Source organism: Streptomyces sp. NPDC002181 (assembly GCF_042890485.1).
Taxonomy (GTDB): domain Bacteria; phylum Actinomycetota; class Actinomycetes; order Streptomycetales; family Streptomycetaceae; genus Streptomyces.
This window is the reverse complement of the sequence record NZ_JBIASC010000003.1, coordinates 55,476-74,411: the sequence shown is the minus strand read 5'-3', so window position 1 is coordinate 74,411 and position 18,936 is coordinate 55,476. Positions and strand designations below refer to the sequence as shown.

Annotated in this window: 16 protein-coding genes; 5 read left to right on the top strand and 11 right to left on the bottom strand. The window is 74.7% G+C overall.

The genetic code is table 11. The features are described from left to right. Nucleotides 1–16: 16 nt before the first annotated feature. The 6 genes from ACFYXV_RS09720 to ACFYXV_RS09695 all read right to left on the bottom strand — a co-directional run bounded on the left by ACFYXV_RS09720 (nt 17) and on the right by ACFYXV_RS09695 (nt 7,911). On the bottom strand, nt 17–1,075 hold the full coding sequence (locus ACFYXV_RS09720) for a lactonase family protein (RefSeq protein WP_389382831.1): 1,059 nt from the start codon (nt 1,073–1,075) through the stop codon (nt 17–19). A 120-nt stretch (nt 1,076–1,195) separates the two neighbouring features. Continuing rightward, nucleotides 1,196–2,332 carry a nitric oxide synthase oxygenase gene (locus ACFYXV_RS09715; RefSeq protein WP_385468281.1) on the bottom strand — a complete coding sequence of 379 codons (1,137 nt, stop codon included), beginning with the start codon at nt 2,330–2,332 and terminating at the stop codon, nt 1,196–1,198. A 227-nt stretch (nt 2,333–2,559) separates the two neighbouring features. Continuing rightward, on the bottom strand, nt 2,560–4,053 hold the full coding sequence (locus tag ACFYXV_RS09710; protein ID WP_389382830.1) for an FUSC family protein: 1,494 nt from the start codon (nt 4,051–4,053) through the stop codon (nt 2,560–2,562). A gap of 274 nt (nt 4,054–4,327) precedes the next feature. Further along, entirely contained in the window at nt 4,328–4,951 is a 624-nt protein-coding gene (locus ACFYXV_RS09705) for a class I SAM-dependent methyltransferase (RefSeq protein ID WP_389382518.1), read from the bottom strand. A gap of 109 nt (nt 4,952–5,060) precedes the next feature. Further along, nucleotides 5,061–7,211, bottom strand: coding sequence for an FUSC family protein (locus tag ACFYXV_RS09700; RefSeq protein ID WP_389382517.1), 2,151 nt, complete (start codon nt 7,209–7,211; stop codon nt 5,061–5,063). A 106-nt stretch (nt 7,212–7,317) separates the two neighbouring features. Continuing rightward, complete coding sequence (locus tag ACFYXV_RS09695) at nt 7,318–7,911, bottom strand: histidine phosphatase family protein (RefSeq protein WP_385468290.1); 594 nt, start codon at nt 7,909–7,911, stop codon at nt 7,318–7,320. A gap of 51 nt (nt 7,912–7,962) precedes the next feature. Between ACFYXV_RS09695 and ACFYXV_RS09690 the strand changes: the two genes are divergently transcribed. Further along, nucleotides 7,963–8,694, top strand: a complete 732-nt coding sequence (locus tag ACFYXV_RS09690) for a YoaK family protein (RefSeq protein ID WP_389382516.1) — start codon at nt 7,963–7,965, stop codon at nt 8,692–8,694. Between the two features lie 95 nt (nt 8,695–8,789). Next, complete coding sequence (locus ACFYXV_RS09685) at nt 8,790–9,377, top strand: RNA polymerase sigma factor (RefSeq protein ID WP_385468296.1); 588 nt, start codon at nt 8,790–8,792, stop codon at nt 9,375–9,377. Here the strand turns inward: ACFYXV_RS09685 and ACFYXV_RS09680 are convergent. From ACFYXV_RS09680 to ACFYXV_RS09670, 3 genes are all read right to left on the bottom strand, one after another. Continuing rightward, nucleotides 9,304–10,272 (bottom strand): MerR family transcriptional regulator, encoded by a 969-nt coding sequence (locus ACFYXV_RS09680; protein WP_385468475.1) that lies wholly within the window; start codon nt 10,270–10,272, stop codon nt 9,304–9,306. The genes ACFYXV_RS09685 and ACFYXV_RS09680 overlap by 74 nt on opposite strands. Before the next feature lie 138 nt (nt 10,273–10,410). After that, nucleotides 10,411–11,799, bottom strand: coding sequence for a cryptochrome/photolyase family protein (locus ACFYXV_RS09675; RefSeq protein ID WP_389382515.1), 1,389 nt, complete (start codon nt 11,797–11,799; stop codon nt 10,411–10,413). Continuing rightward, nucleotides 11,796–13,427: an SDR family oxidoreductase gene (locus ACFYXV_RS09670; RefSeq protein ID WP_389382514.1), complete on the bottom strand. Its 1,632-nt coding sequence runs from the start codon at nt 13,425–13,427 to the stop codon at nt 11,796–11,798. The genes ACFYXV_RS09675 and ACFYXV_RS09670 overlap by 4 nt, the downstream gene beginning before the upstream one ends. 123 nt (nt 13,428–13,550) lie before the next feature. Between ACFYXV_RS09670 and ACFYXV_RS09665 the strand changes: the two genes are divergently transcribed. The 3 genes from ACFYXV_RS09665 (at nt 13,551) to ACFYXV_RS09655 (ending at nt 15,929) form a co-directional block, all read left to right on the top strand. Continuing rightward, nucleotides 13,551–14,030, top strand: a complete 480-nt coding sequence (locus ACFYXV_RS09665) for an Lrp/AsnC family transcriptional regulator (RefSeq protein ID WP_385468305.1) — start codon at nt 13,551–13,553, stop codon at nt 14,028–14,030. Nucleotides 14,031–14,076: 46 nt separating this feature from the next. After that, complete coding sequence (locus ACFYXV_RS09660) at nt 14,077–14,754, top strand: HAD family hydrolase (RefSeq protein WP_389382513.1); 678 nt, start codon at nt 14,077–14,079, stop codon at nt 14,752–14,754. Between the two features lie 65 nt (nt 14,755–14,819). After that, entirely contained in the window at nt 14,820–15,929 is a 1,110-nt protein-coding gene (locus tag ACFYXV_RS09655) for an FAD-dependent oxidoreductase (RefSeq protein ID WP_389382829.1), read from the top strand. Between the two features lie 30 nt (nt 15,930–15,959). Here the strand turns inward: ACFYXV_RS09655 and mltG are convergent, their stop codons facing one another. After that, nucleotides 15,960–16,916, bottom strand: a complete 957-nt coding sequence (mltG, locus tag ACFYXV_RS09650; protein WP_389382511.1) for an endolytic transglycosylase MltG — start codon at nt 16,914–16,916, stop codon at nt 15,960–15,962. A 63-nt stretch (nt 16,917–16,979) separates the two neighbouring features. Then, nucleotides 16,980–18,836: an ABC transporter ATP-binding protein gene (locus tag ACFYXV_RS09645; protein WP_385468314.1), complete on the bottom strand. Its 1,857-nt coding sequence runs from the start codon at nt 18,834–18,836 to the stop codon at nt 16,980–16,982. Between the last annotated feature and the right edge of the window lie 100 nt (nt 18,837–18,936).

Below are 18,936 nucleotides of genomic sequence, written 5' to 3'. Positions count from 1 at the left end.
GGCAGGCGTCGGCGGGTCAGGCGAAGACCACGCAGGTCGCGGCCGGCACCGCCACCGATCCGGCCCGCCGCGGCTGCCCGGTCAGCGGGTCGACGTCGAACCAGGTGACGTCCCCGGAACGCTCGTTGGCCGCGTACAGCCGCCGCCCCGAGGGGTCGGCGGCGAGGTCCCGCGGCCAACTGCCGCCGCAGTCCACGGTGCCCACCAGACGCGGTTCCTCCGGCCCGTCGGCGAGCGAGAGGGTGGCGATGGCGTCGGCCCCGCGCACGGCTGCCCACACGAAGCGGCCGTCGGGCGAGGACACCACGGCCGAGGGGTAGGCCCGTACGGCCCCTGGAGCGGCCGCGGAGGCGACCGGAACCTCGCCGATCGGTTCCAGTTGCCCGGAGTCCGCGTTCCAGCGGCAGACGGTCAGCTGCGGATCCAGCTCGTGCAGCACGTAGACCACGTTTCCGTCCGGGTGGAAGGCGAGGTGGCGCGGGCCCGTCCCGGCGCGCAGCGCGGTCTCGGCGTGCAGGCGCAGCGCCCCGGTGGCCGGGTCCGGGGAGCAGACCCGGACCGAGTCGGTGCCGAGGTCCACGCTGAGCACCCAGCGGCCGCTCGGATCGGGCAGCACCTGGTGGGCGTGCGGCCGTTCCTGACGGCTCGTGTCGGGGCCGCGGCCCTCGTGGACGAGGACCGACGCGGGGCCGCCGAGGCTGCCGTCCGCGGCGAGCGGGATGCTGCTGACGCTGCCGGAGGTGTAGTTGGCGGTCAGCAGCCGCCGCCCGGCCACGCCGAGGTGGGTCGGTCCGGAGCCGCCGACGGGGACGGCGGGGCCGAGGGGGGCGAGGCCCTCGGGGGTGGACCGGAAGGCGGCGGCCGCGCCGTGGTCCGTCTCGCTCACGGCGTAGAGCACCCCGGCGACCGGATCCAGGGCGAGGTACGAGGGGTCGGCCACCGCGTCGGTGGCGCGGAGGAGGGTCAGCGCACCCGTCGCCGGGTCCACGGCCGCGGTGGTGATGCCGCGGCCGCCTCCCGAGGTGAACGAGCCGATGTGGGCCCGCAGTCCGACGCTCCGGCCCGCGCCGTCCACGCCCTGCGCACCCTGCGCGCCTCCGGTGCCGTCCGTGCCTTCAGTGCCTTCGGTTCCGTTCACGAGGTCCCCTCTCCACCGTCCGGATCGATCCGTGGGGAGCCGACGGTAACAGAAGGTCTAGACCAGATCGCGCCCTTGGGCCCGTTCCTGCGCTCCCGGGTGGTGCACGTACGCCGTCGAGCTCGGCCGGTCCTCGTACGTGCGGTGGAAGACGGGCGTGGCGGAGCCGGAGATCGGCGGGACGATCCAGGACCAGTCGGCGCCCACGTCACGCCCCTTGCGCTCCTCGCGCTCCATGTGGCTGAGGAAGCGCCGGGACTCGGTGTGGTGGTCGGCGATGGTGACCCCGGCCCGGTCGAAGGAGTGCAGTACGGCCCGGTTGAGCTCGACGAGGGCCCGGTCCTTCCACAGCGAGCGGTCGCTGGCGGTGTCGAGGCCGAGGCGCCGGGCGACGGCGGGGAGGAGGTTGTACCGGTCGGTGTCGGCGAGGTTGCGCGCGCCGATCTCGGTCCCCATGTACCAGCCGTTGAAGGGTGCGGCCGGGTAGTGGACGCCGCCGATCTCCAGGCACATGTTGGAGATGGCGGGTACGGCGTGCCAGCGCAGGCCCCATTGCGCCCAGCCGGCGTCGTCGGGGTGCCCGATCGGGACTTCCAGTACGGCGTCCGCGGGGGTGTCGAACCAGCGGGGCTTGTCGTCCACGCCCTGGACCACGAGCGGCAGGAGGTCGAAGGGCGTGCCCGCGCCCCCGGTCCAGCCGAGGCTGAGCAGCGCACTCGTGAGCGGTGCGTTGCGGGCGTCGCCCACGGTCACGGAGTGGTGGTCGCCGTAGCCGGCGTACCGGACGAGCTGCTCGCTCCAGATCAGCGGGCCGGGGCGGTCCGGGGCGTCCGGGGCGAAGACGGTGATGGTGGGTCTGACCCGGCCGGCGTTGGTCGCGTCGCGCAGGTGCTCGAAGCACTCGGCGGCTATCCCGTCGGCGTCGGTGAGCTCGCGGCGGTCGCGTACGCGCAGCGAGTTCCAGTACAGCCTGCCGATGCAGCGGTTGCTGTTGCGCCAGGCGACACGGGCCCCGTGGACGAGCTCCTGCGGGGTGTGCCGGTAGCTCCCGGTGTCCGCGAGCTCGGCCCGCACGGCGGCGAGCCGGGCCCGGGGGTCGCCCGCCTGCGGATTCTCCCGGTGGAAGAGCTGGATGAACTCCTCGGCCGCTTCCCACACCTGGGCGGTGGTCGAGCGCTGTTGAAGTATTTCCATCCCGGGCGTTACCCCCTGTCCGGCCAGATCCACCCTGTGCGTGCCGGATGAATGCGCGGTCAACCATGACCCGTTGTACCCGCCGCCGGTCGGCGGCGAAGGGCACATACATCCGGAACAACTCCACCGAGTGATCTTCGGGCCGTTGCCCTGCGGAGCGGCCCGGACAGGGCGTAGGATCCGCCGACGTCGTTCCTCCGGCCTGGTGGACCAGGGGCGGGACGGGGTCAGGCCGTGATGGCCAGGGGAGCGCGCGGGTCGGTGCGCAGGGGCCCGTGGAGGGCCACGAGGGCGTGCTCCAGGCCGTGCAGGTGGGCGAGGGCCGGTTCCGCGGCGGTGGGCCCGGGGTGGGCCAGAGCGGCGCGTTCCGTCATGGCCCGCGGGGTGGTCAGCGCCTCCACCGCGGTCTCCACCCGCCAGCACGCGGCGGCCAGCCGGGCATCGTGCGAGGCCTGCGGGTCGGCGGCGACGGCCACCAGTCCGCGCACCTCGCGGGCGCAGTCGTCGAGCAGCCCGAGCACCTGCCGGGCCCGGGCCTTGCGGGCGCGCAGCGGGCTCAGCGGGTGGACGAGGGGGGCGAGGGCCATCCGTACGCGGCCCAGCAGCAGTTCGAGTTCGGCGGCGTGCGGGGCGGGATCGGCGTCGGGGTCCCCGGCGAGGCGGTCGAGGGCCGCGGCCGTGGAGGCCCGTACGCAGTGCAGGGCCCGCTGGATCCAGGCGTCGTTGGCGGCGTGCGTGGTCACCGGGAGGACGAGCGCCACGGCGAGCGCCGTGCCGAGCGCGCCGACCGCGGTCTCCTCGAAGCGCAGGAGCAGCAGGCCGGGGTGCAGGACGCCCAGGAGCCCGTAGAGCAGTCCGGCCATGACGGTGACGAAGAACATCATCCAGGAGTACGAGGGCGCCGCGGTGTAGAAGATGCCGAAGACGCATACCGCGACCAGGGCGGCCGTGGGCGCGGGGGCGCCGTGCAGCGGTACGGCGATCAGCAGCCCGGCGGCGATGCCGACGACCGTGCCGAGGACCCGGCGGAAGCCGCGGACGAGGGTCTCGCCGCGGGAGGCGGTGTTGACGAAGATCCACCAGGAGGTGCCGACGGCCCAGTACCAGCGGTCGTCGGAGAGCGCCTGGCCGATGCCGAGCGCGAAGGCGCAGGCGGCGGTGGCCTGGAAGGCCTGGCGCGTGGTCGGCCGGGCCAGGCCGGTGCCGGGCAGGCCGGGCGGCGCGGCGGGCGGCGGGGTGCGGCGCTCGATCGGCCACAGGACGAACCGCACGGCCCCGGCGGCGAGCAGCGCCAGCCCGACGGCGGCGTACAGCTCGGGCAGCTGAGCGGGGACGGCGTGCAGGAACTGGGTGACGAAGAACATCATGAAGCCGAAGATCCCGAGGGCGTGCCCGCGCGGCCCCCAGCGGCGGGCGTAGACCCCGGCGAAGACGACGGCGAGGAAGGCGGCGTCCCGGGCGAGCGGCGTCCCGTGGAGGGTGGTGGCCAGTGCGAGGACGGGAAAGCCGGCGACCGGCAGCAGGGCACTGGTCACGCGCTGGGCGCGCACGGTCGGGTCGAGCACGGTGAAGAGGGTGAGCAGGGCCGCCAGTCCCCCGGTGATGGAGGCGGTGAGGGAGAGGCCGCAGAGCTCGGACACGGCGACGGCGAGCCCGATGCCGAGCACGGCCCGCAGCGAGTTCCTCAGTCTCTGGCGCCCCGGATCCGGAGCCACGAACATCCTCTTCACGGCGGTGTGCCGCCCCCCTTGCAGTGGTGCGCGCCGGTCCGGCGTCCGCCCGGGGGTGGTGGGCGGCAGGCGGGCACGGCGAAGGCACCGCGCTCCGGACCGGCCTCGTTGCCGCCCGGCGCTGCGCGGCGCCGTAAGTACATGGATACGACACAGATAAGCATCCGAAGGCCCACTGGCTCAACACAGCTCCGGTTCACTGGGCCATTGGCCCAGTCCTGGACTGTATGTATCGGCCACCGGCGGCCAACGGACCAGCGTTCGCTCAGGCGGGCCGGCGGGCGCGGCAGAAGAAGTGCTCCTCCGGCTCGGCCCCCTCGGGCCGGAAGGGCGCGGTGTGGTGTTCCAGCACCTCCAGGCCCGCCGCGCCGAGCAGTCGCAGGTGCTCCGCCGGGGAGAGGCTGCTGACGGTGACCTCGTGCCCCATCCACACGATGTCCAGGTCGCTGATGTCCCCCGGGACGGTGGCCAGGACGAGGTACCCGCCGGGCGCCACCCACGAGGCCATCCGCCGCAGGGCCGCGGCCACCTCCGGCTGGGACATCACGAGCAGCGGGAAGAAGGAGCACACCGCGTCGAAGCCGCCCTCGGCCGGCGCGTACGTGCGGACGTCGGCCTGCTCGAAGCGGGCCTGCGGGACCCGGGAGCGTGCGAGGCCGACCATGTGCTCCGACACGTCGATGCCGGTCACGGCGCAGCCGGCCCGTGCGAGGACTTCGGCGGTCGGGCGGCCCGTACCGCTGCCGACGTCGAGGACGCGGGCGCCGGGGGCGAGGCGGGCGGTGAGCCAGTCCAGTGCGGCGAGCTGCCCGGGGACGTGCCCGAACGCCTCCTCGTACCGTGCGCCGACGTCGTCGAAGACCTCTGCCGCGGACTTGCCACCCTTCATCGGCTCCCCCACCGTCACCCTCGATCCGTGCGTGCCCTCGCCCGGTCGGTCCGGACGCCGTGGAGGTTCTGCCCGAGGGCGCGGCCGGGAAACGGCGGGGGGCGGACGCTCATCCGGGGGGCCGGGTCGCGGCACGGCCCGAGGCGATGGTTCCGAGGTCCGCCGTCAGGGAGTCCAGCCAGGCGGTCGTGGCGAAGTACGGGAGCCCGGCATCGGGCGGTGCCGCCTCCGTGGGCGGGGTCAGCGCCTCCGGCAGGAGGTCCCCGGGGCCGCCGGGTGAGCCGCCGTCCCGGTTCTTGTGGGGGGTGGCCGCGACCGCCGCCGCACGGCGCAGTCCGGCCGCGACGCGGGCCGCGTACTCCTGGAGCCCCGCCGCCTCGCCGCGCGCGAGCGGTGTCCCGTCCGCGCTGCCCAGGACCCGGCCGGCGCCCCAGAGCACGTGGTGCCCGGTCATCACAGTGGCCTGCCAGTCGGGGCCCGGCCCGGCCGGGCGCTGCGTCTCGCTCTGGTACTGGGCGTACGCCGACTCGGCCATCACCAGCGTGACCCGGACCCGGTGCTCCTCGTCTCCGGGCGGCTCGGCGGGCCGCCCCGGCGCCGTGATCACGGCCGTGGTCGACTCGACGTCGTCGGCGCAGGCGCGCAGCAGCCCGGCGACCGCCCGGCCCAGCTCGTCCTGGGCGCCGCGGGGCCAGGCGAGCAGCCCGCACACGATCCCGATCGAGCTGCCGATGAGCACGTCGAGGAAGCGGACCTCGGCCAGCTGCCAGGTGACCCGGGACAGCTGGGCGAAGACGACGGAGACGACCAGCGTGAACAGGGCCTGCGCCCAGCCCACCCCCTTCACCGGCCCGACGGTGAACGTGAACAGCATCAGCGGCGCGAGCGCGATCGCGTACACGGTGGTCTGCCCGCCGGCCAGGGCGAGCACCGTGCCGGCGGCGAGCGCGCCCACGCAGGTGCCGATGAGTGCGCTGCGCACGGTGCCCCGGGTCTGGACGGCGGTGGTCCGGGTGAGGCTGACGACGGCGAGCATCGCCCAGAAGCCGTGCGGGAGGGAGTCGAGCCCGGCCACGGTACGGGCCACGGCGAGGGCCAGCGCGATCCTTACGGCGTTCTGGAAGTGCACGGACCGCGGCCCGGTGTGCGCGGCGAGCCGGTGCCACCACAGGCCTGCGGTGCTCTCCCTCACGTACCAGAACCGGTCCGCCGCGTCGGCGCCCAGATGCGCGCGGCGCCCCCGCAGCGCGATGTCGGCCGCCGTGCGCAAGGCCACGGCGGCGTCCGCGACCTCCAGCAGGGCGGCCTGCCGGCGGCGGGACTCGGGCAGCTCGGCGGGGGTGCGGGCGTTCCGGGCGCGCAGCCGGAGCAGTTCCGCCGAATCCGTGGCGGGCTGCCGCCCGTCGCGCAGCAGGGTGGCCGTCGCGCACGCCGATTCCCGGACCGCGTCGAGCAGGTCGAGTCCGGCCCGTCTCGGTTCCCGTCCGGCGGCTGGTCCGGGCAGGTTCCGCAGCCGGTTGAGCAGGGTGCGCGCGGCCAGGCCCGTGTGGGCCAGGCCCCGCTCGCGCAGCCCCGCTCCGGCGGGCCGCTCCGCCTCCGGGACGCGGGAGGAGCGCAGCGAATCGGCGGCGGCCCGGGCCCGGTCGGAAGCCGGAGCCGTCAGCACGTACGGCGGCCGCCCCAGCGCGGCGGCGCACCGTACCGCCTCGGCCACGGCGGCCGAGGCCCGCTCCGCGTAGGTGGGCACGCGCGGGTCGGGCAGGATCCACGCCTCGGCGGCGATGAGCAGCAGGAGGCCGGCGAGGGCGCCGCCGAGGCGCTCGCCGAGGGTGTGGGGGAGGTAGGGCGGGAAGCTGGGCAGGATGTAGAGCAGCTGGAGTCCGGGTGCGGCGCCCGCCGCCCGCGGTCCGGCCGCCGCGGAGAAGGCCAGGCAGAAGCCGACGACGGCCATGCCGAGGACGGCGCTCCAGGTGCGGACGGCGAGGAAGGTGCCGAGGATCACCAGGAAGCAGACCACCGGGAGGAGCCTGACCATGACGGCGGCCCGTTGCCGTCCGGTGCCCGGGATGCGGGCGAGCCCGGCCAGGGAGACGGCGCCGAAGAGGGCGTAGGTGGCGGCGACGGGCCGGTCGAACGCGTACAGGAACACGAGGAAGCTCGTGCAGGCGGCGAACGTGGTCCGGACGGCGCGGCGCGCGGCCGCCGGCACCGGGCCGGTGCCCGTCCGGAGCTCCCGTTCGAGTTCCCCAAGGGCTCGCACGGTTTCAGAATCCCACGTGGACGGCCGCGGGACCTGGGGACGGGCCGGGGAGGCCTCGTGGATCATGCCGGAGGCCGCAGCCCCGCCGTGATCCGACGGACACCCCCTAGGGGTGGGTGTTCCAGCCGGCGATCACCGGGAGGCCGTGTTCGGTGGACAGGATGCTGACCGTGCCCGTGCGCAGGAGGAAGAGCCGGCCGTCCTGCGGGGGCAGTTTCAGGTAGCGGGCGGTGAGGACGCGCAGGAAGTGGCCGTGGGCGACGATGACGGCATCGCCGCGGTCCTCGGCGAGGACCTCGCCGACCCGGGCCAGGGCGCGGTCCGCGCGGGCGCCGACCTGGGCGGCGTTCTCCCCGGGGTGCTCGGCGTCGCCGGGCGGGACGCCGTCGGTCCACAGGGACCAGTCTGGGCGCGTCCGCTGGATCTCGGCCGTGGTGATGCCCTCGTAGCCGCCGTAGTCCCATTCGTGGAGGTCGGGGTCGGTGACTCCGCCGTTCAGGCCCGCGAGTTGGGCGGTGGCCACGGCGCGGCGCAGCGGGCTGGTCAGGACCAGGGCGAAGTGCCGGTCGCGGAAGTACGGGGCGAGCGAGATCGCCTCCTCGACCCCGGCAGCGGTCAGCGGGATGTCGGTCCGTCCGGTGTGGCGCCCGTTGGCGCTCCAGGCCGTCTCACCGTGTCTCACCAGCAGCAGGTCGCTCATGATCCGGACCCTAAGCCCTCCGGCATGTCGGCGCCGGAGGATTCGGACGGCATGTCACTGTCGGGCGTCATGGACGAGAGCGCGCACCCGTCGCGGCTGCCGCCGTTGACGACGTTGTTGGTCGTACTGACCTTCGTGACCGGAATGATCGAGGCGGTCAGCCTGCTCGCGCTGGGGCCCGTGTTCACGGCGATGCAGACCGGCAACGTGCTGTTCCTGGCCTTCGGGGCGGCCCGGGAGGGGAGCCTGCCCGCCCTGGCGCCCGCGGTGTCACTGGCCGCCTTCGCCCTGGGGGCGGTGTGCGGGGCCCGGTTCGAAGGAGCGTCGGAGGCTCTGGGGCGGCGCTGGTTCGTGATCGGCCTGGGGATCGAGGGCGGGCTGATCCTGGTCGCGGCGGGCGCGGGCTGGGGCCTGGCGGCCCACTACGGCGAGCCGACCGGGCGGCACATGGTGGTGGCGGCGCTGCTGGCCGCGACGATGGGCATGCGCAACGTCACGAGCATGCGGGTGAACGTGCCCGGGCTGCCGACCACGCTGGTCACCCGCTCCATGACCTCGTTCCTGGGCGGTTCGGCGCTGGGACAGGACAGTGCCTTCGGGTACGGGACGGGGGCCTGGGCGCGGCGGGCCGCCGCCGTCCTCGCGATGTTCGCGGGCGGGATGGCGGGGGCACTGCTGGTGCGGGCGGGCCTCCCGGTGAACTGGCTGCTGGTGGTGCCGGGCGGAGTGGTGCTGGCGGTGGCCTTGGCCTACCTGCCCCAGCCCTTGCTGCACGCGCGCTGAGCCACCGGGCGGGGGCCGTCGGCGGCCGGGAGCGGCAAATCGATGCGCAAACGCTGCGAGTGGCTCGCCCGGGGCGCGCTCGCGAGGCTCGGAGCATGGACGAGGCCATGGACGGGCGGGAGCGCGAGGAGTGCGTCGCGGCGGGTTTCGCAGCGGGCGACGAGCGGTGCATGGAGGCGGTCTACCGGCGCTGGCGGCCGCTGGTCCACGCGCTCGCCCACCGGTACCTGGGCGACGAGCGGGAGGCGGAGGACGTCACCCAGCAGGTGTTCCTCGCCGCCTGGCACGGCCGGCACCGCTACCGCCCCGGGCCCGGCGGGCTCGGGGCCTGGATCAGCGGCATCACCCGCCACAAGGTCGCCGACGCGCTGGAGGCGCGGACCCGCAGGGCCCGGGTGGCGGCGGCCGCCGTGCGCACCTCGCCCGTCGCGGCCGACCGGCCCGGGGGGCCGGCGCGTCAGGAGGCGGAGCAGGTCCTGGACCGGGTGCTGGTGCTCGGGGAACTCGCCCGGCTGCCGTCCGAGCAGCGGCGGGTGCTGCACCTCGCCTTCTACGCGGACCTGACCCAGACCCAGATCGCGGACCGCACGGGGCTGCCGCTGGGCACCGTCAAGAGCCATATGCGAAGGGCCCTGCACCGGCTGCGGGGGTCGCTTCCCCCGGCGGCGCCAGCGACTCGATGACCGCGAGGCCCGAACGCAGCCCGTACAGCCGCTCGGTGCGCGGCCCCGGCGCCTCCGCTCCCCATCCGGGCCCGGCGAGGAGCAGGGCCGGTCGGGCCCGGGCGCCGCGCAGCCCCCACTCGATGCCGGCCACCGACCGGGCCAGGGCCACGTCGGCGGTGGTGCGGGACTGCGCCCACAGGACGACGCCGCGCGGGCCGGTACGCCGTACGGCGTCGTGCAGGGCCTCGGGGGGCAGTGCGGCCCCGAACATCCGGGCGGGCACGCCGCGCTGGCCGAGGGCAGCGGTCAGGGCCTCGATGGGCAGGCTGTGCTGTTCGCCGGGGACGCAGGCGAGGAGTACCGGCGGGCTCATGGGCGGCTCGGGCAGGGGCCGGATCCGGTGCAGTGCCGCGGAGATCTGCCAGGACAGGAGGTGTTCGACCTCCACGTAACGCTCCCCCGCGGTGGCCCACTTGCGGCCCACGGCATGCAGGGTCGGCGCGATGACCTCCTCCCAGGCCGTGACCAGACCGTCCTCTGCCAGGACCCCCTCCAGCAGCTCCGCCACGGTCGGCGCGTCCAGGCGTACGGCGGCCCGCGAGAGGCCCCGGCACTCCGGACGGACCGCCCCGAGCGGGAGGGCGCCGGGCCCGCCCGGGGTCGCCGACGGTACGTCAGCCCCGGCGCGGGGCGCTGCGGGGGCGCCGCCGAGCGCGGCGCGGGCGGCCTCGGCCGGTGGTACCCCGTCGGCGGTGAGCCGGCACATCAGCTCCAGCCGGGCGATGTCCTGCGCGGTCCAGCGGCGGTGGCGGCCGGCCTCGCGGCGGGCCGGGCCGATCGCGTACCGGCGCTCCCAGGAGCGCAGCGTCGTCGGCGAGACCCCGAGGCGGCGGGCGACCGCGCCGGTGCTCAGCGCGGCGGCGGGGCGGGCCGGGGACCGGAGTGGAGGCGGGGGTGGCGTCTGGGGCGGGGGTGGTCTCTGGGGCAGCGGTGGTGTCTGGGGCGCGCGGTCCACCCGCTCACGATAGGGGCCGGGAACCGGTTCCGCGGCTCACTCCGCTCCCCGTCCGCGCCGGAACCGGTCGAGCCCGTCGGCCAGTTCCACGATCGGGTCAGGGTAGTCGTACCGGGCCCGCTCCAGCCCGGGCAGCCGCCAGGGCTCGTGCACCCTGGGGGCGTCCAGCCCGGCGAGCTCGGGGACCCATCGGTGGACGTACCGTCCCGACGGGTCGTAACGCAGGCCCTGGCGCACCGGGTTGAGGACGCGGTTGGGCCGGGTGTCGGTGCCCGTGCCGGCCACCCACTGCCAGTTGAGCTGGTTGTTGGCGAGGTCCCCGTCCACGAGGAGGTCCAGGAAGTACCGGGCTCCGATCCGCCAGTCCACGTACAGGGTCTTGGTGAGGAAGCTGGCGGCGAGCAGTCGGCCCCGGTTGTGCATCCAGCCCTCGTGGCGGAGCTGGCGCATGGCCGCGTCGACCACCGGATAGCCGGTGCGGCCCTCCTTCCAGGCCTCGGTCTCCTCCTCGGCGGCCGCCCCGTTGCGCCAGCGGTCCCGGCGGTCGCGGTAGTCCCGTGCGGCCGCCTCGGGGCGGGCGGCGAGCACTTGGTGGTGGAAGTCGCGCCAGCAGAGCTGCCTGACGAACGCCTCGGCGCCGGGGTCCCCGGCGGGGCCCTCGGCGGCGGCGCGGGCGCGGTGGACGGCCTCGGTGGGCGAGAGCGTGCCGAAGTGCAGGTGCGGGGAGAGGCGCGAGGTGGCGTCGCCGGCCAGGTCGTCGTGGGCGTCCGCGTACCGGGAGAGGCCCGCGCGCAGCCAGCGCCTGAGGAGGTCGCGGGCTTCGCGCTCGCCGCCCCGGGCCAGGCCCGGGGAGACCCCGGTGAGGTCCGCGCGCCGCGGCAGCGGCTCGGAGCCGATCCCGTCGGGCACGCGGACGGAGCGCGGGGCGGCGGCGACGGCGCGGGGCGGCAGTTCGGACCAGCGGCGGAAGTACGGGGTGAACACGGCGAAGTGGTCGGAGCCGGCGGGCAGCACGGCCCCGGGGGCGGCGACCGTGACCACCGCCTCGTGTACGTAGAGCCGCACGCCCTCGGCTTCGAGGGCGGCGCGCAGCCGTTCCTCGCGTGCGTGGGCGTAGCCGCTGACCCCGGCCGCCATGTGAACCTCGTCGGCGTCGCACTCCCGGACGAGGGCGAGGACTTCGGCGACGGCGTCGCCGGAGCGCAGGGTCAGGCGGCCGCCGCGGTCGCGCAGTCCGGCGTCGAGGTCGGCCAGGCAGTCGGCGAGGAAGGCGAGCCGGTTGGGCGCGGCGAAGCCGGCCGCGTCGACGGCCCGGTCGCGGACGAAGAGCGGCACCACCCGGTCGCAGGAGGAGAGGGCCGCCCGCAGCGGCGGGTGGTCGTGCAGGCGCAGGTCGGAGGTGTACAGGACCACCGCGACGTTCATGGGTTCTCTCGCTCCGCGTCGGGACCGGGGGGACGGCTGTCGTCGGGTACTTCGGCGGACGGGGGCCGGTCGGATGCGGACGCGCGGGCCGGATGCGCGGCGGCCTCCTCGTCCAGACGCTTCGCGGCCCGGGCGATGTTGCGGGCCATGCCGCCGAAGACGACGGCGTGGAAGGGCGACACGCTCCACCAATAGAGGTGGCCGAGCAGTCCGTGCGGGTGGAACAGGGCCCGCTGGCGATAGCGGGCGCTCTGCACGGTGCCGCCCCGGTCCCCGTTCCGCGATGAGGGGGGCAGCGGGTCGGCGTACATCTCCAGCCACGCCAGCCCCGGCAGCCTCATCTCGGCGCGCAGCCGCAGCAGGCGGCCCGGTTCGATCTCCTCCACCCGCCAGAAGTCCAGGGAGTCCCCCACCCGCAGCCGGGCCGCGTCGCGCCGGCCGCGCCGGATGCCGACCCCGCCGACGAGCCGGTCGAGCCAGCCCCGTACGGCCCAGGCCAGCGGGAACGAGTACCAGCCGTTCTCCCCGCCGATCCCCTCCACCACCCGCCACAGCGCGGCGGGCGAGGCGTCGACCTCGCGCTCGCGCCGGTCGGAGTAGAGGCTGCCGCCCGCCCAGTCGGGGTCGGTCGGCAGCGGGTCGCTGGGCGCACCGGGCAGGGAGGCGGAGGACCAGCGGGTGGTCACGTCCGCCTCGCGCACCCGCATCAGGGCCAGGGACACGGCCCGGTCGATGCCGATCGGGGCCCCGGGCGGGTCCGGGACGTAGCGGGCGATGTCGTGCTCCGCGCAGACGACCTCGTGGCGCAGGGATTCGGCGAGCGGCCGGGCCAGGGCCCGCGGTACGGGCGTGACCAGGCCGATCCAGTGGCTGGACAGCCGCGGGGTCAGCATCGGGACGCGCACGATGAGCCGGTGGGGCAGCTCGGCGACGACGGCGTAGCGGCGCATCATCTCCTCGTACGTGAGCACGTCGGGCCCGCCGATGTCGAAGGCGCGGCTGACCTCGGGGGGCATGGTGGCGCTGCCGACGAGGTAGCGCAGGACGTCGCGGACGGCGATGGGCTGGACGCGGGTGCCGACCCAGCTGGGGGTGACCATGACGGGGAGCCGCTCGGTCAGGTAGCGCAGCATTTCGAAGGAGGCCGAGCCGGATCCGATGATGACGGCGGCGCGCAGGACGGTGGTCGGTACTCCGGAGCCGAGGAGGATCTCGCCGACCTCGGCGCGGGAGCGCAGGTGCGGGGAGAGCTCCCCGGCCGGGATCCCGGCCGGGGTGAGGCCCCCGAGGTAGACGATGCGGCCGACGCCGGCCGCGCGGGCCTGTTCGGCGAAGATGCGGGCGGCGGCGCGGTCGCGGTCCTCGAAGCCGGAGCCGCCGCCGAGGGCGTGGACGAGGTAGTAGGCGACGTCGATGCCGCGCAGGGCCGCGGCGACGGACTCGGCGTCGGTGACGTCGCCTCGGACGGTCTCGGCGCGTCCGGCCCAGGGGTGGTCGCGCAGCTTCTCGGGCGACCGGGCCAGGCAGCGGACGCGGTGCCCGGCGTCGAGGAGCTCGGGCACCAGGCGTCCTCCGATGTAGCCGGTGGCCCCGGTGACCAGGCAGTGCAGACCGGTGCTGGCCGTCATCGCTCTCTCCGTTCCTCGGCGTTCCTCGGCGTGCGCCCGTAAGGGATTCCGGCCGGCGGCCGGTCGCGGATGCGGCGGGCCGCCGGAAAAGGCACCGCACTGTGCCATTGGTACAGTCGCGACATGGCGGTGGACGAGCTCGACACCCGGATCCTGCGTCTGCTGATCGAACAGCCGCGCACCAGCGTCCGCGAGTACGCGCGGATCCTCGGGGTCGCGCGGGGCACCCTGCAGGCCCGGCTGGACCGGCTGGAGCGCACCGGGGTGATCACGGGGACCGGTCCCGTGCTGTCCCCCGCGGCGCTCGGGCATCCGGTCCTGGCCTTCGTGCACATCGAGGTCACCCAGGGACACCTGGACGAGGTGGGCGACGCCCTGGCCGCCGTACCCGAGATCATCGAGGCCTTCTCGATCACCGGCGGCGGTGATCTGCTGACCCGGGTCGCGGCCCGGGACAACGCGCATCTGGAGGACGTGATCCAGCGGCTGATCCGGCTGCCGGGCGTGGTGCGCACCCGTACGGAGGTGGCGCTGCGCGAGCGGGTCGCGCACCGTCTGCTGCCGCTGGTCGAGTCCGTGGGACGAGGAGTTCGCAAACCCTGACAGGATGGTTGCGACAGGCATGTAACCGGCAGGACGGGCAGAGCGGATGATTTCCGTCATATTCGATCTCGACGGCACCCTCGTGGACAGCGAGCCGAACTACTACGAGTCGGGGCGCCGCACCCTGGCCCGGCACGGCGTCCCCGACTTCACCTGGGAGCAGCACGCGCGCTTCATCGGCATCGGCACCCTGGAGACGCTGGAGATCCTCCGGGAGCGGTACGCGATCGGGGCCCCGGTGGAGCAGCTGCTGGCCGAGCAGAACGCCGCGTACCTGGAGCTGGCCCGGACCGGGACCGAGGCCTTCCCCGAGATGCGGAAATTCGTGGAGCGGCTGCACGCGGAGGGGATCCCGATGGCGGTGGCGTCCGGGTCCTCGCGCGAGGCGATCGACGCCGTCCTGGCGGGGACGGGCCTGGACGCGCTGCTGACCACGGCGGTCTCGGCCGAGGAGGTGGCGCACGGCAAGCCCGCCCCGGACGTCTTCCTGGAGGCGGCCCGCCGCCTCGGCGCGGACCCCGCCGACTGCGTGGTGGTCGAGGACGCGGCCCCGGGAGCCCGGGCCGCCCACGCGGCCGGCATGTCCTGCGTGGCGATCCCGTACGTCCCGGCCATGGCCCACGACCCGGCCTTCACCGGCGCCGGCCTGCTGTTCCGCGGCGGACAGCGCGATTTCAGCGCGGAGGCGGCCTACGACTGGCTCTGCGAACACCCGGCCGCGTAGGGGGCGTCCCCCGGGTTCCCGGGAAGATCCCGGGGCCGGGGCGGGTTGGTAGAACCGTGGACGACATGGTGCGGGGTGTGGCGGACGTCGACGTGGTGGTCGTCGGGGCCGGGCAGGCGGGGTTGTCGAGCGCGTACCACCTGGCGCGGGCCGGGATCGGGCACGTGGTGCTCGACCACGCGCCGCGGCCGGGCGGGGCCTGGCAGTTCCGCTGGCCCTCGCTGACGTACGGCAAGGTGCACGGGATGCACGCCCTGCCGGGCATGGAGCTCACGGACGCCGACCCGCGGCGGCCGTCGTCGGCGGTGATCGGGGAGTACTTCGCGGCGTACGAGGAGCGGTTCGGCCTGCCCGTGCGGCGGCCCGTGGACGTCACGGCCGTACGGGACGGGGCCGACGGGCGGCTGCGCGTGGAGTCCTCGGCCGGGATCTGGTCCGCACGGGCGCTGATCAACGCGACCGGGACCTGGGACCGGCCCTTCTGGCCTCGCTACGCGGGCCAGGAGACCTTCCGTGGCCGCCAGCTGCACACCGCGAACTACCCGGGGCCCGGGGAGTTCGCCGGGGCCCGGGTGGTCGTGGTGGGCGGTGGCACCTCGGCGGTCCAGCACCTGCTGGAGATCGCCGAGGTGGCGGCCGGGACCACGTGGGTGACCCGCAGACCCCCGGTGTTCCGCGACGGGAGCTTCGGCGAGGCCGAGGGCCGGGCCGCGGTGGCCCTGGTCGACGAGCGGGTGCGCCGGGGGCTGCCGCCCCAGAGCGTGGTCAGCGTGACCGGGCTCCCGCTGAACGAGGCCGTCCGGGCCGGGCTGGCCTCGGGGGTGCTGGAGCGGCAGCCGATGTTCGACCGGATCACGCCGACGGGCGTGGCCTGGGCGGACGGGCGGCAGGCGGAGGCCGACGTGATCTTGTGGGCCACCGGCTTCCGGGCCGCCATCGATCACCTGGCTCCGCTGCACCTGCGCGAATCCGGGGGCGGCATACGGGTCGAGGGCACCCGCGCGGTCCGCGACGAGCGGATCCACCTGGTCGGCTACGGCCCGTCGGCGTCGACGATCGGCGCCAACCGTGCCGGCGGGGCCGCGGTCCGCGAGATCCGCCGCCTCCTGACCGGCGGCGCGGCCGGCCTGGCCGACCGGGTCGACCCGGTCGGCATGGGAGTGCCGTCACGGTAGCGCCGGCCGGAAAGGACCTCGACGACGTCCCTAGCCGGCGCGGGAGCCGGCCCGGGCGCGGCCGGCGGCGACCTCGCTGGTCCCCGTCCCGGCCTCCGGTCCCGGCCCCGTGCTCGCACGGGTGCCTGCACTGGCACTGGCACCGGCGCTGGCACCGGCACTGGCACCGGCCCGGACACGGTTGAACTCCGCCACGTGCTTCTTGTGCTCCTCGTAGGTCGCGGAGAAGCGGGTGTCCCCCGGCTTCACGGTGACGAAGAACAGCCAGTCGCCGGGCGTCGGCGCGACGGCCGCGGCCATGGCCTCCACGCCCGGACTGTCGATCGGCGTCGGAGGGAGCCCCTGGCGCTCGTACGTGTTGAAGGGGCTGTCGATCCGCGTCTCGCTCAGCTTGGTGTCCACCGTGTTGCGGCCCAGCGCGTAGTTGATGGTGGAGTCCATCTGGAGCGGCATCGACCGCGCCAGCCGGTTGTGGACCACGCGGGCGACCTTGCCCCGGTCGGCGCGGGATTCCGCTTCCGCCTCGATGATGCTGGCGAGCGTGGCCGTCTGGTACGGGGTCATCCCGTGGGCCTTGGCGCCGTCTGCGACGGCTCTGGTCGCCAGCTTCCGGTTGGCGGTGTCCACCATGTACGCGAGCAGGGTGGCCGGGGTGGACTTCGAGGTCACCGGGTAGGTCGCCGGGAAGAGGAAGCCCTCCGGATTGCCCTTCGCCTCCGCGGGCAGGGCCAGTGCGGCCTTGGGGACCGCCGCCTTGGTGGAGCCGGCCGGGAGCTTCAGCTCGCGGTCGATCGCGGCGTACACCTGGGGTGCCCGCCATCCCTCCGGGATGGTCAGCCGGCGCGGCTTCTCAGGGGCTTCTCCGCCTCGCATCAGCGGAAACAGGGCGGCCGCACCGACGGCGAGCAGCATGCCGAGGAAGAGCGCCAGACGGCCCCGGCGGGTGAGCCGGGAGCGACGCCGTGGCGGCTGGTACTCATGGCGCATGCCGGCACGCTAACCCGCAAAGCGCTGTATTTCCGGCATCACACCCACGTTCCGATCAGACGATCACACTTTTACCGGTGCGGGCTGCGCGACCGGCTCCGGCGTGAGCGCGGCTTCCCGGTCCCGGCGGACCAGGGCCGCGTACCGGCCCTCCGCCTCCAGCAGCTCCTCGTGCGTACCGCGCTCGGCGATGCGGCCCTTGTCCAGGACGACGATCTGGTCGGCGTCGCGGACGGTGGAGAGCCGGTGCGCGATGGTGATCGTGGTGCGCCCCTGGGACAGGTTGTCGATGGCCCGCTGCACGGCGTGCTCCGTGCGGGTGTCGAGCGCGCTGGTGGCCTCGTCGAGGATCAGCACCGGCGGATCGCGCAGGATGGTGCGGGCGATGGCGAGGCGCTGCTTCTCGCCCCCGGAGAAGCGGTAGCCGCGCTCGCCGACCAGGGTGTCGTACCCGTCGGGCAGGGATTCGATGTGCTCGTGGATCTGGGCCGCCCGGGCGGCCGCGGCGATCTCCTCGTCGGTGGCGTCCGGCTTGGCGAAGCGGAGGTTGTCGGCGACGGAGGCGTGGAAGAGGTACGTCTCCTGGGAGACCACGCCTATGGAGCGGGCCAGCGAGTCGAAGTCGAGATCCCGTACGTCCACGCCGTCGAGGGCGACCCGGCCGCCGGTCACGTCGTAGAGCCGGGGCACGAGGTAGCTGAGCGTGCTCTTGCCCGAGCCGGTCGGTCCGACCACGGCGAGCGAACCGCCGGCCGGGACGGTGATGTCGATCCCCGTCAGGGTGGGCCCGTGCTTGGCGTCGTACGCGAAGTGCACGTCCTCCAGCCGGACCTCGCCCCGGGCCCGGTCCAGCCGCACCGCGTCCGCGCGCTCCGTGATGTCCACCGGCAGGTCGAGGTACTCGAAGATGCGGCCGAACAGGGCGAGCGAGGTCTGGATCTGCACGCCGGTCGACAGCAGGCTTACGGCGGGCCGGAACAGGCCCTGCTGGAGCGTGACGAAGGCGACGAGGGTGCCGACCGAGAGCGAGGGGGCGCCCGGCTGGAGGGCCATGCCGGCCGCCCAGTAGATGAGCGCGGGCATGGCGGCCATGACGATGCCGATGGTGGACATGCGCCACCGCCCGGCCATGCTGGACCGGACCTCTAGGTCGACCAGCTTCTCGGACTCCTCCGAGAAGGAGCCGGTCAGCGAGTCCGCGCGGCCCATGGTGCGGCCGAGCAGGATGCCGCTCACCGACAGGGACTCGGTGACCGTCGCGGCCATGGCGGCCATCTGCTTCTGCCGCTGGAGGGTGATCTTCTTCCGCTCGCGGCCCACGCGCCGGCTGATCCACACGAACACGGGCAGCAGGAGCAGGGAGACGAGGGTGAGCCGCCAGTCCAGCGCGAGCATCGCCACGATGGAGGCGATCACGGCCGTGAGGTTGGAGACGAGGGAGGTCGCGGTGGAGGTGACGGTCGCCTGCATGCCGCCGATGTCGTTGGCTATGCGGGACTGCACCTCGCCGGTCCGGGTGCGGGTGAAGAAGGCCAGCGGCATCCGCTGGAGCTGGGCGTAGACGGCGGTGCGCAGGTCGTGCATGACGCGCTGGCCGACGGTGGTGGAAATCAGGGTCTGGAGCACGCCGAAGACGCTCGTGACGACGGCGGTGAGGATCATGCCGAGCGCGAGCAGGCTGAGCAGCCCGGTGCGCCCCTGCGGGATGGCGACGTCCAGGATCTCCTTCAGCAGGAACGGCGAGGCCACCGAGACCAGCGAGGAGGCGCAGACGAGCAGCCCCACGACGGCGAGGCGGCCGCGGTAGGGGCGGAACAGGGCCACGATCCGGCGCAGCTCACGCGGCTGCTCCGCGGGGGCGGGGCGGGTGGGATCGAGCGCTTCTTTCGATGGGGTCCATTTCGGCTCTTCGGGGCGCATGGGCCTCCTTCTGGCGAGACCTGACGGAGTACAAGACCTGTGAGACTCGAATGAGCATAGCTCATTGTTACCTATGCTCACAATGAACGTGGTCCTGGTA

Bases quoted from the DNA above. Each gene is read 5' to 3' on its own strand.
- ACFYXV_RS09715 (WP_385468281.1), bottom strand. From the start codon at position 2,332: ATGGAAATACTTCAACAGCGCTCGACCACCGCCCAGGTGTGGGAAGCG.
- ACFYXV_RS09710 (WP_389382830.1), bottom strand. From the start codon at position 4,053: ATGTTCGTGGCTCCGGATCCGGGGCGCCAGAGACTGAGGAACTCGCTG.
- ACFYXV_RS09705 (WP_389382518.1), bottom strand. From the start codon at position 4,951: ATGAAGGGTGGCAAGTCCGCGGCAGAGGTCTTCGACGACGTCGGCGCA.
- ACFYXV_RS09695 (WP_385468290.1), bottom strand. From the start codon at position 7,911: ATGAGCGACCTGCTGCTGGTGAGACACGGTGAGACGGCCTGGAGCGCC.
- ACFYXV_RS09690 (WP_389382516.1), top strand. From the start codon at position 7,963: ATGTCACTGTCGGGCGTCATGGACGAGAGCGCGCACCCGTCGCGGCTG.
- ACFYXV_RS09685 (WP_385468296.1), top strand. From the start codon at position 8,790: ATGGACGAGGCCATGGACGGGCGGGAGCGCGAGGAGTGCGTCGCGGCG.
- ACFYXV_RS09675 (WP_389382515.1), bottom strand. From the start codon at position 11,799: ATGAACGTCGCGGTGGTCCTGTACACCTCCGACCTGCGCCTGCACGAC.
- ACFYXV_RS09670 (WP_389382514.1), bottom strand. From the start codon at position 13,427: ATGACGGCCAGCACCGGTCTGCACTGCCTGGTCACCGGGGCCACCGGC.
- ACFYXV_RS09665 (WP_385468305.1), top strand. From the start codon at position 13,551: ATGGCGGTGGACGAGCTCGACACCCGGATCCTGCGTCTGCTGATCGAA.
- ACFYXV_RS09660 (WP_389382513.1), top strand. From the start codon at position 14,077: ATGATTTCCGTCATATTCGATCTCGACGGCACCCTCGTGGACAGCGAG.
- ACFYXV_RS09655 (WP_389382829.1), top strand. From the start codon at position 14,820: ATGGTGCGGGGTGTGGCGGACGTCGACGTGGTGGTCGTCGGGGCCGGG.
- mltG (WP_389382511.1), bottom strand. From the start codon at position 16,916: ATGCGCCATGAGTACCAGCCGCCACGGCGTCGCTCCCGGCTCACCCGC.
- ACFYXV_RS09645 (WP_385468314.1), bottom strand. From the start codon at position 18,836: ATGCGCCCCGAAGAGCCGAAATGGACCCCATCGAAAGAAGCGCTCGAT.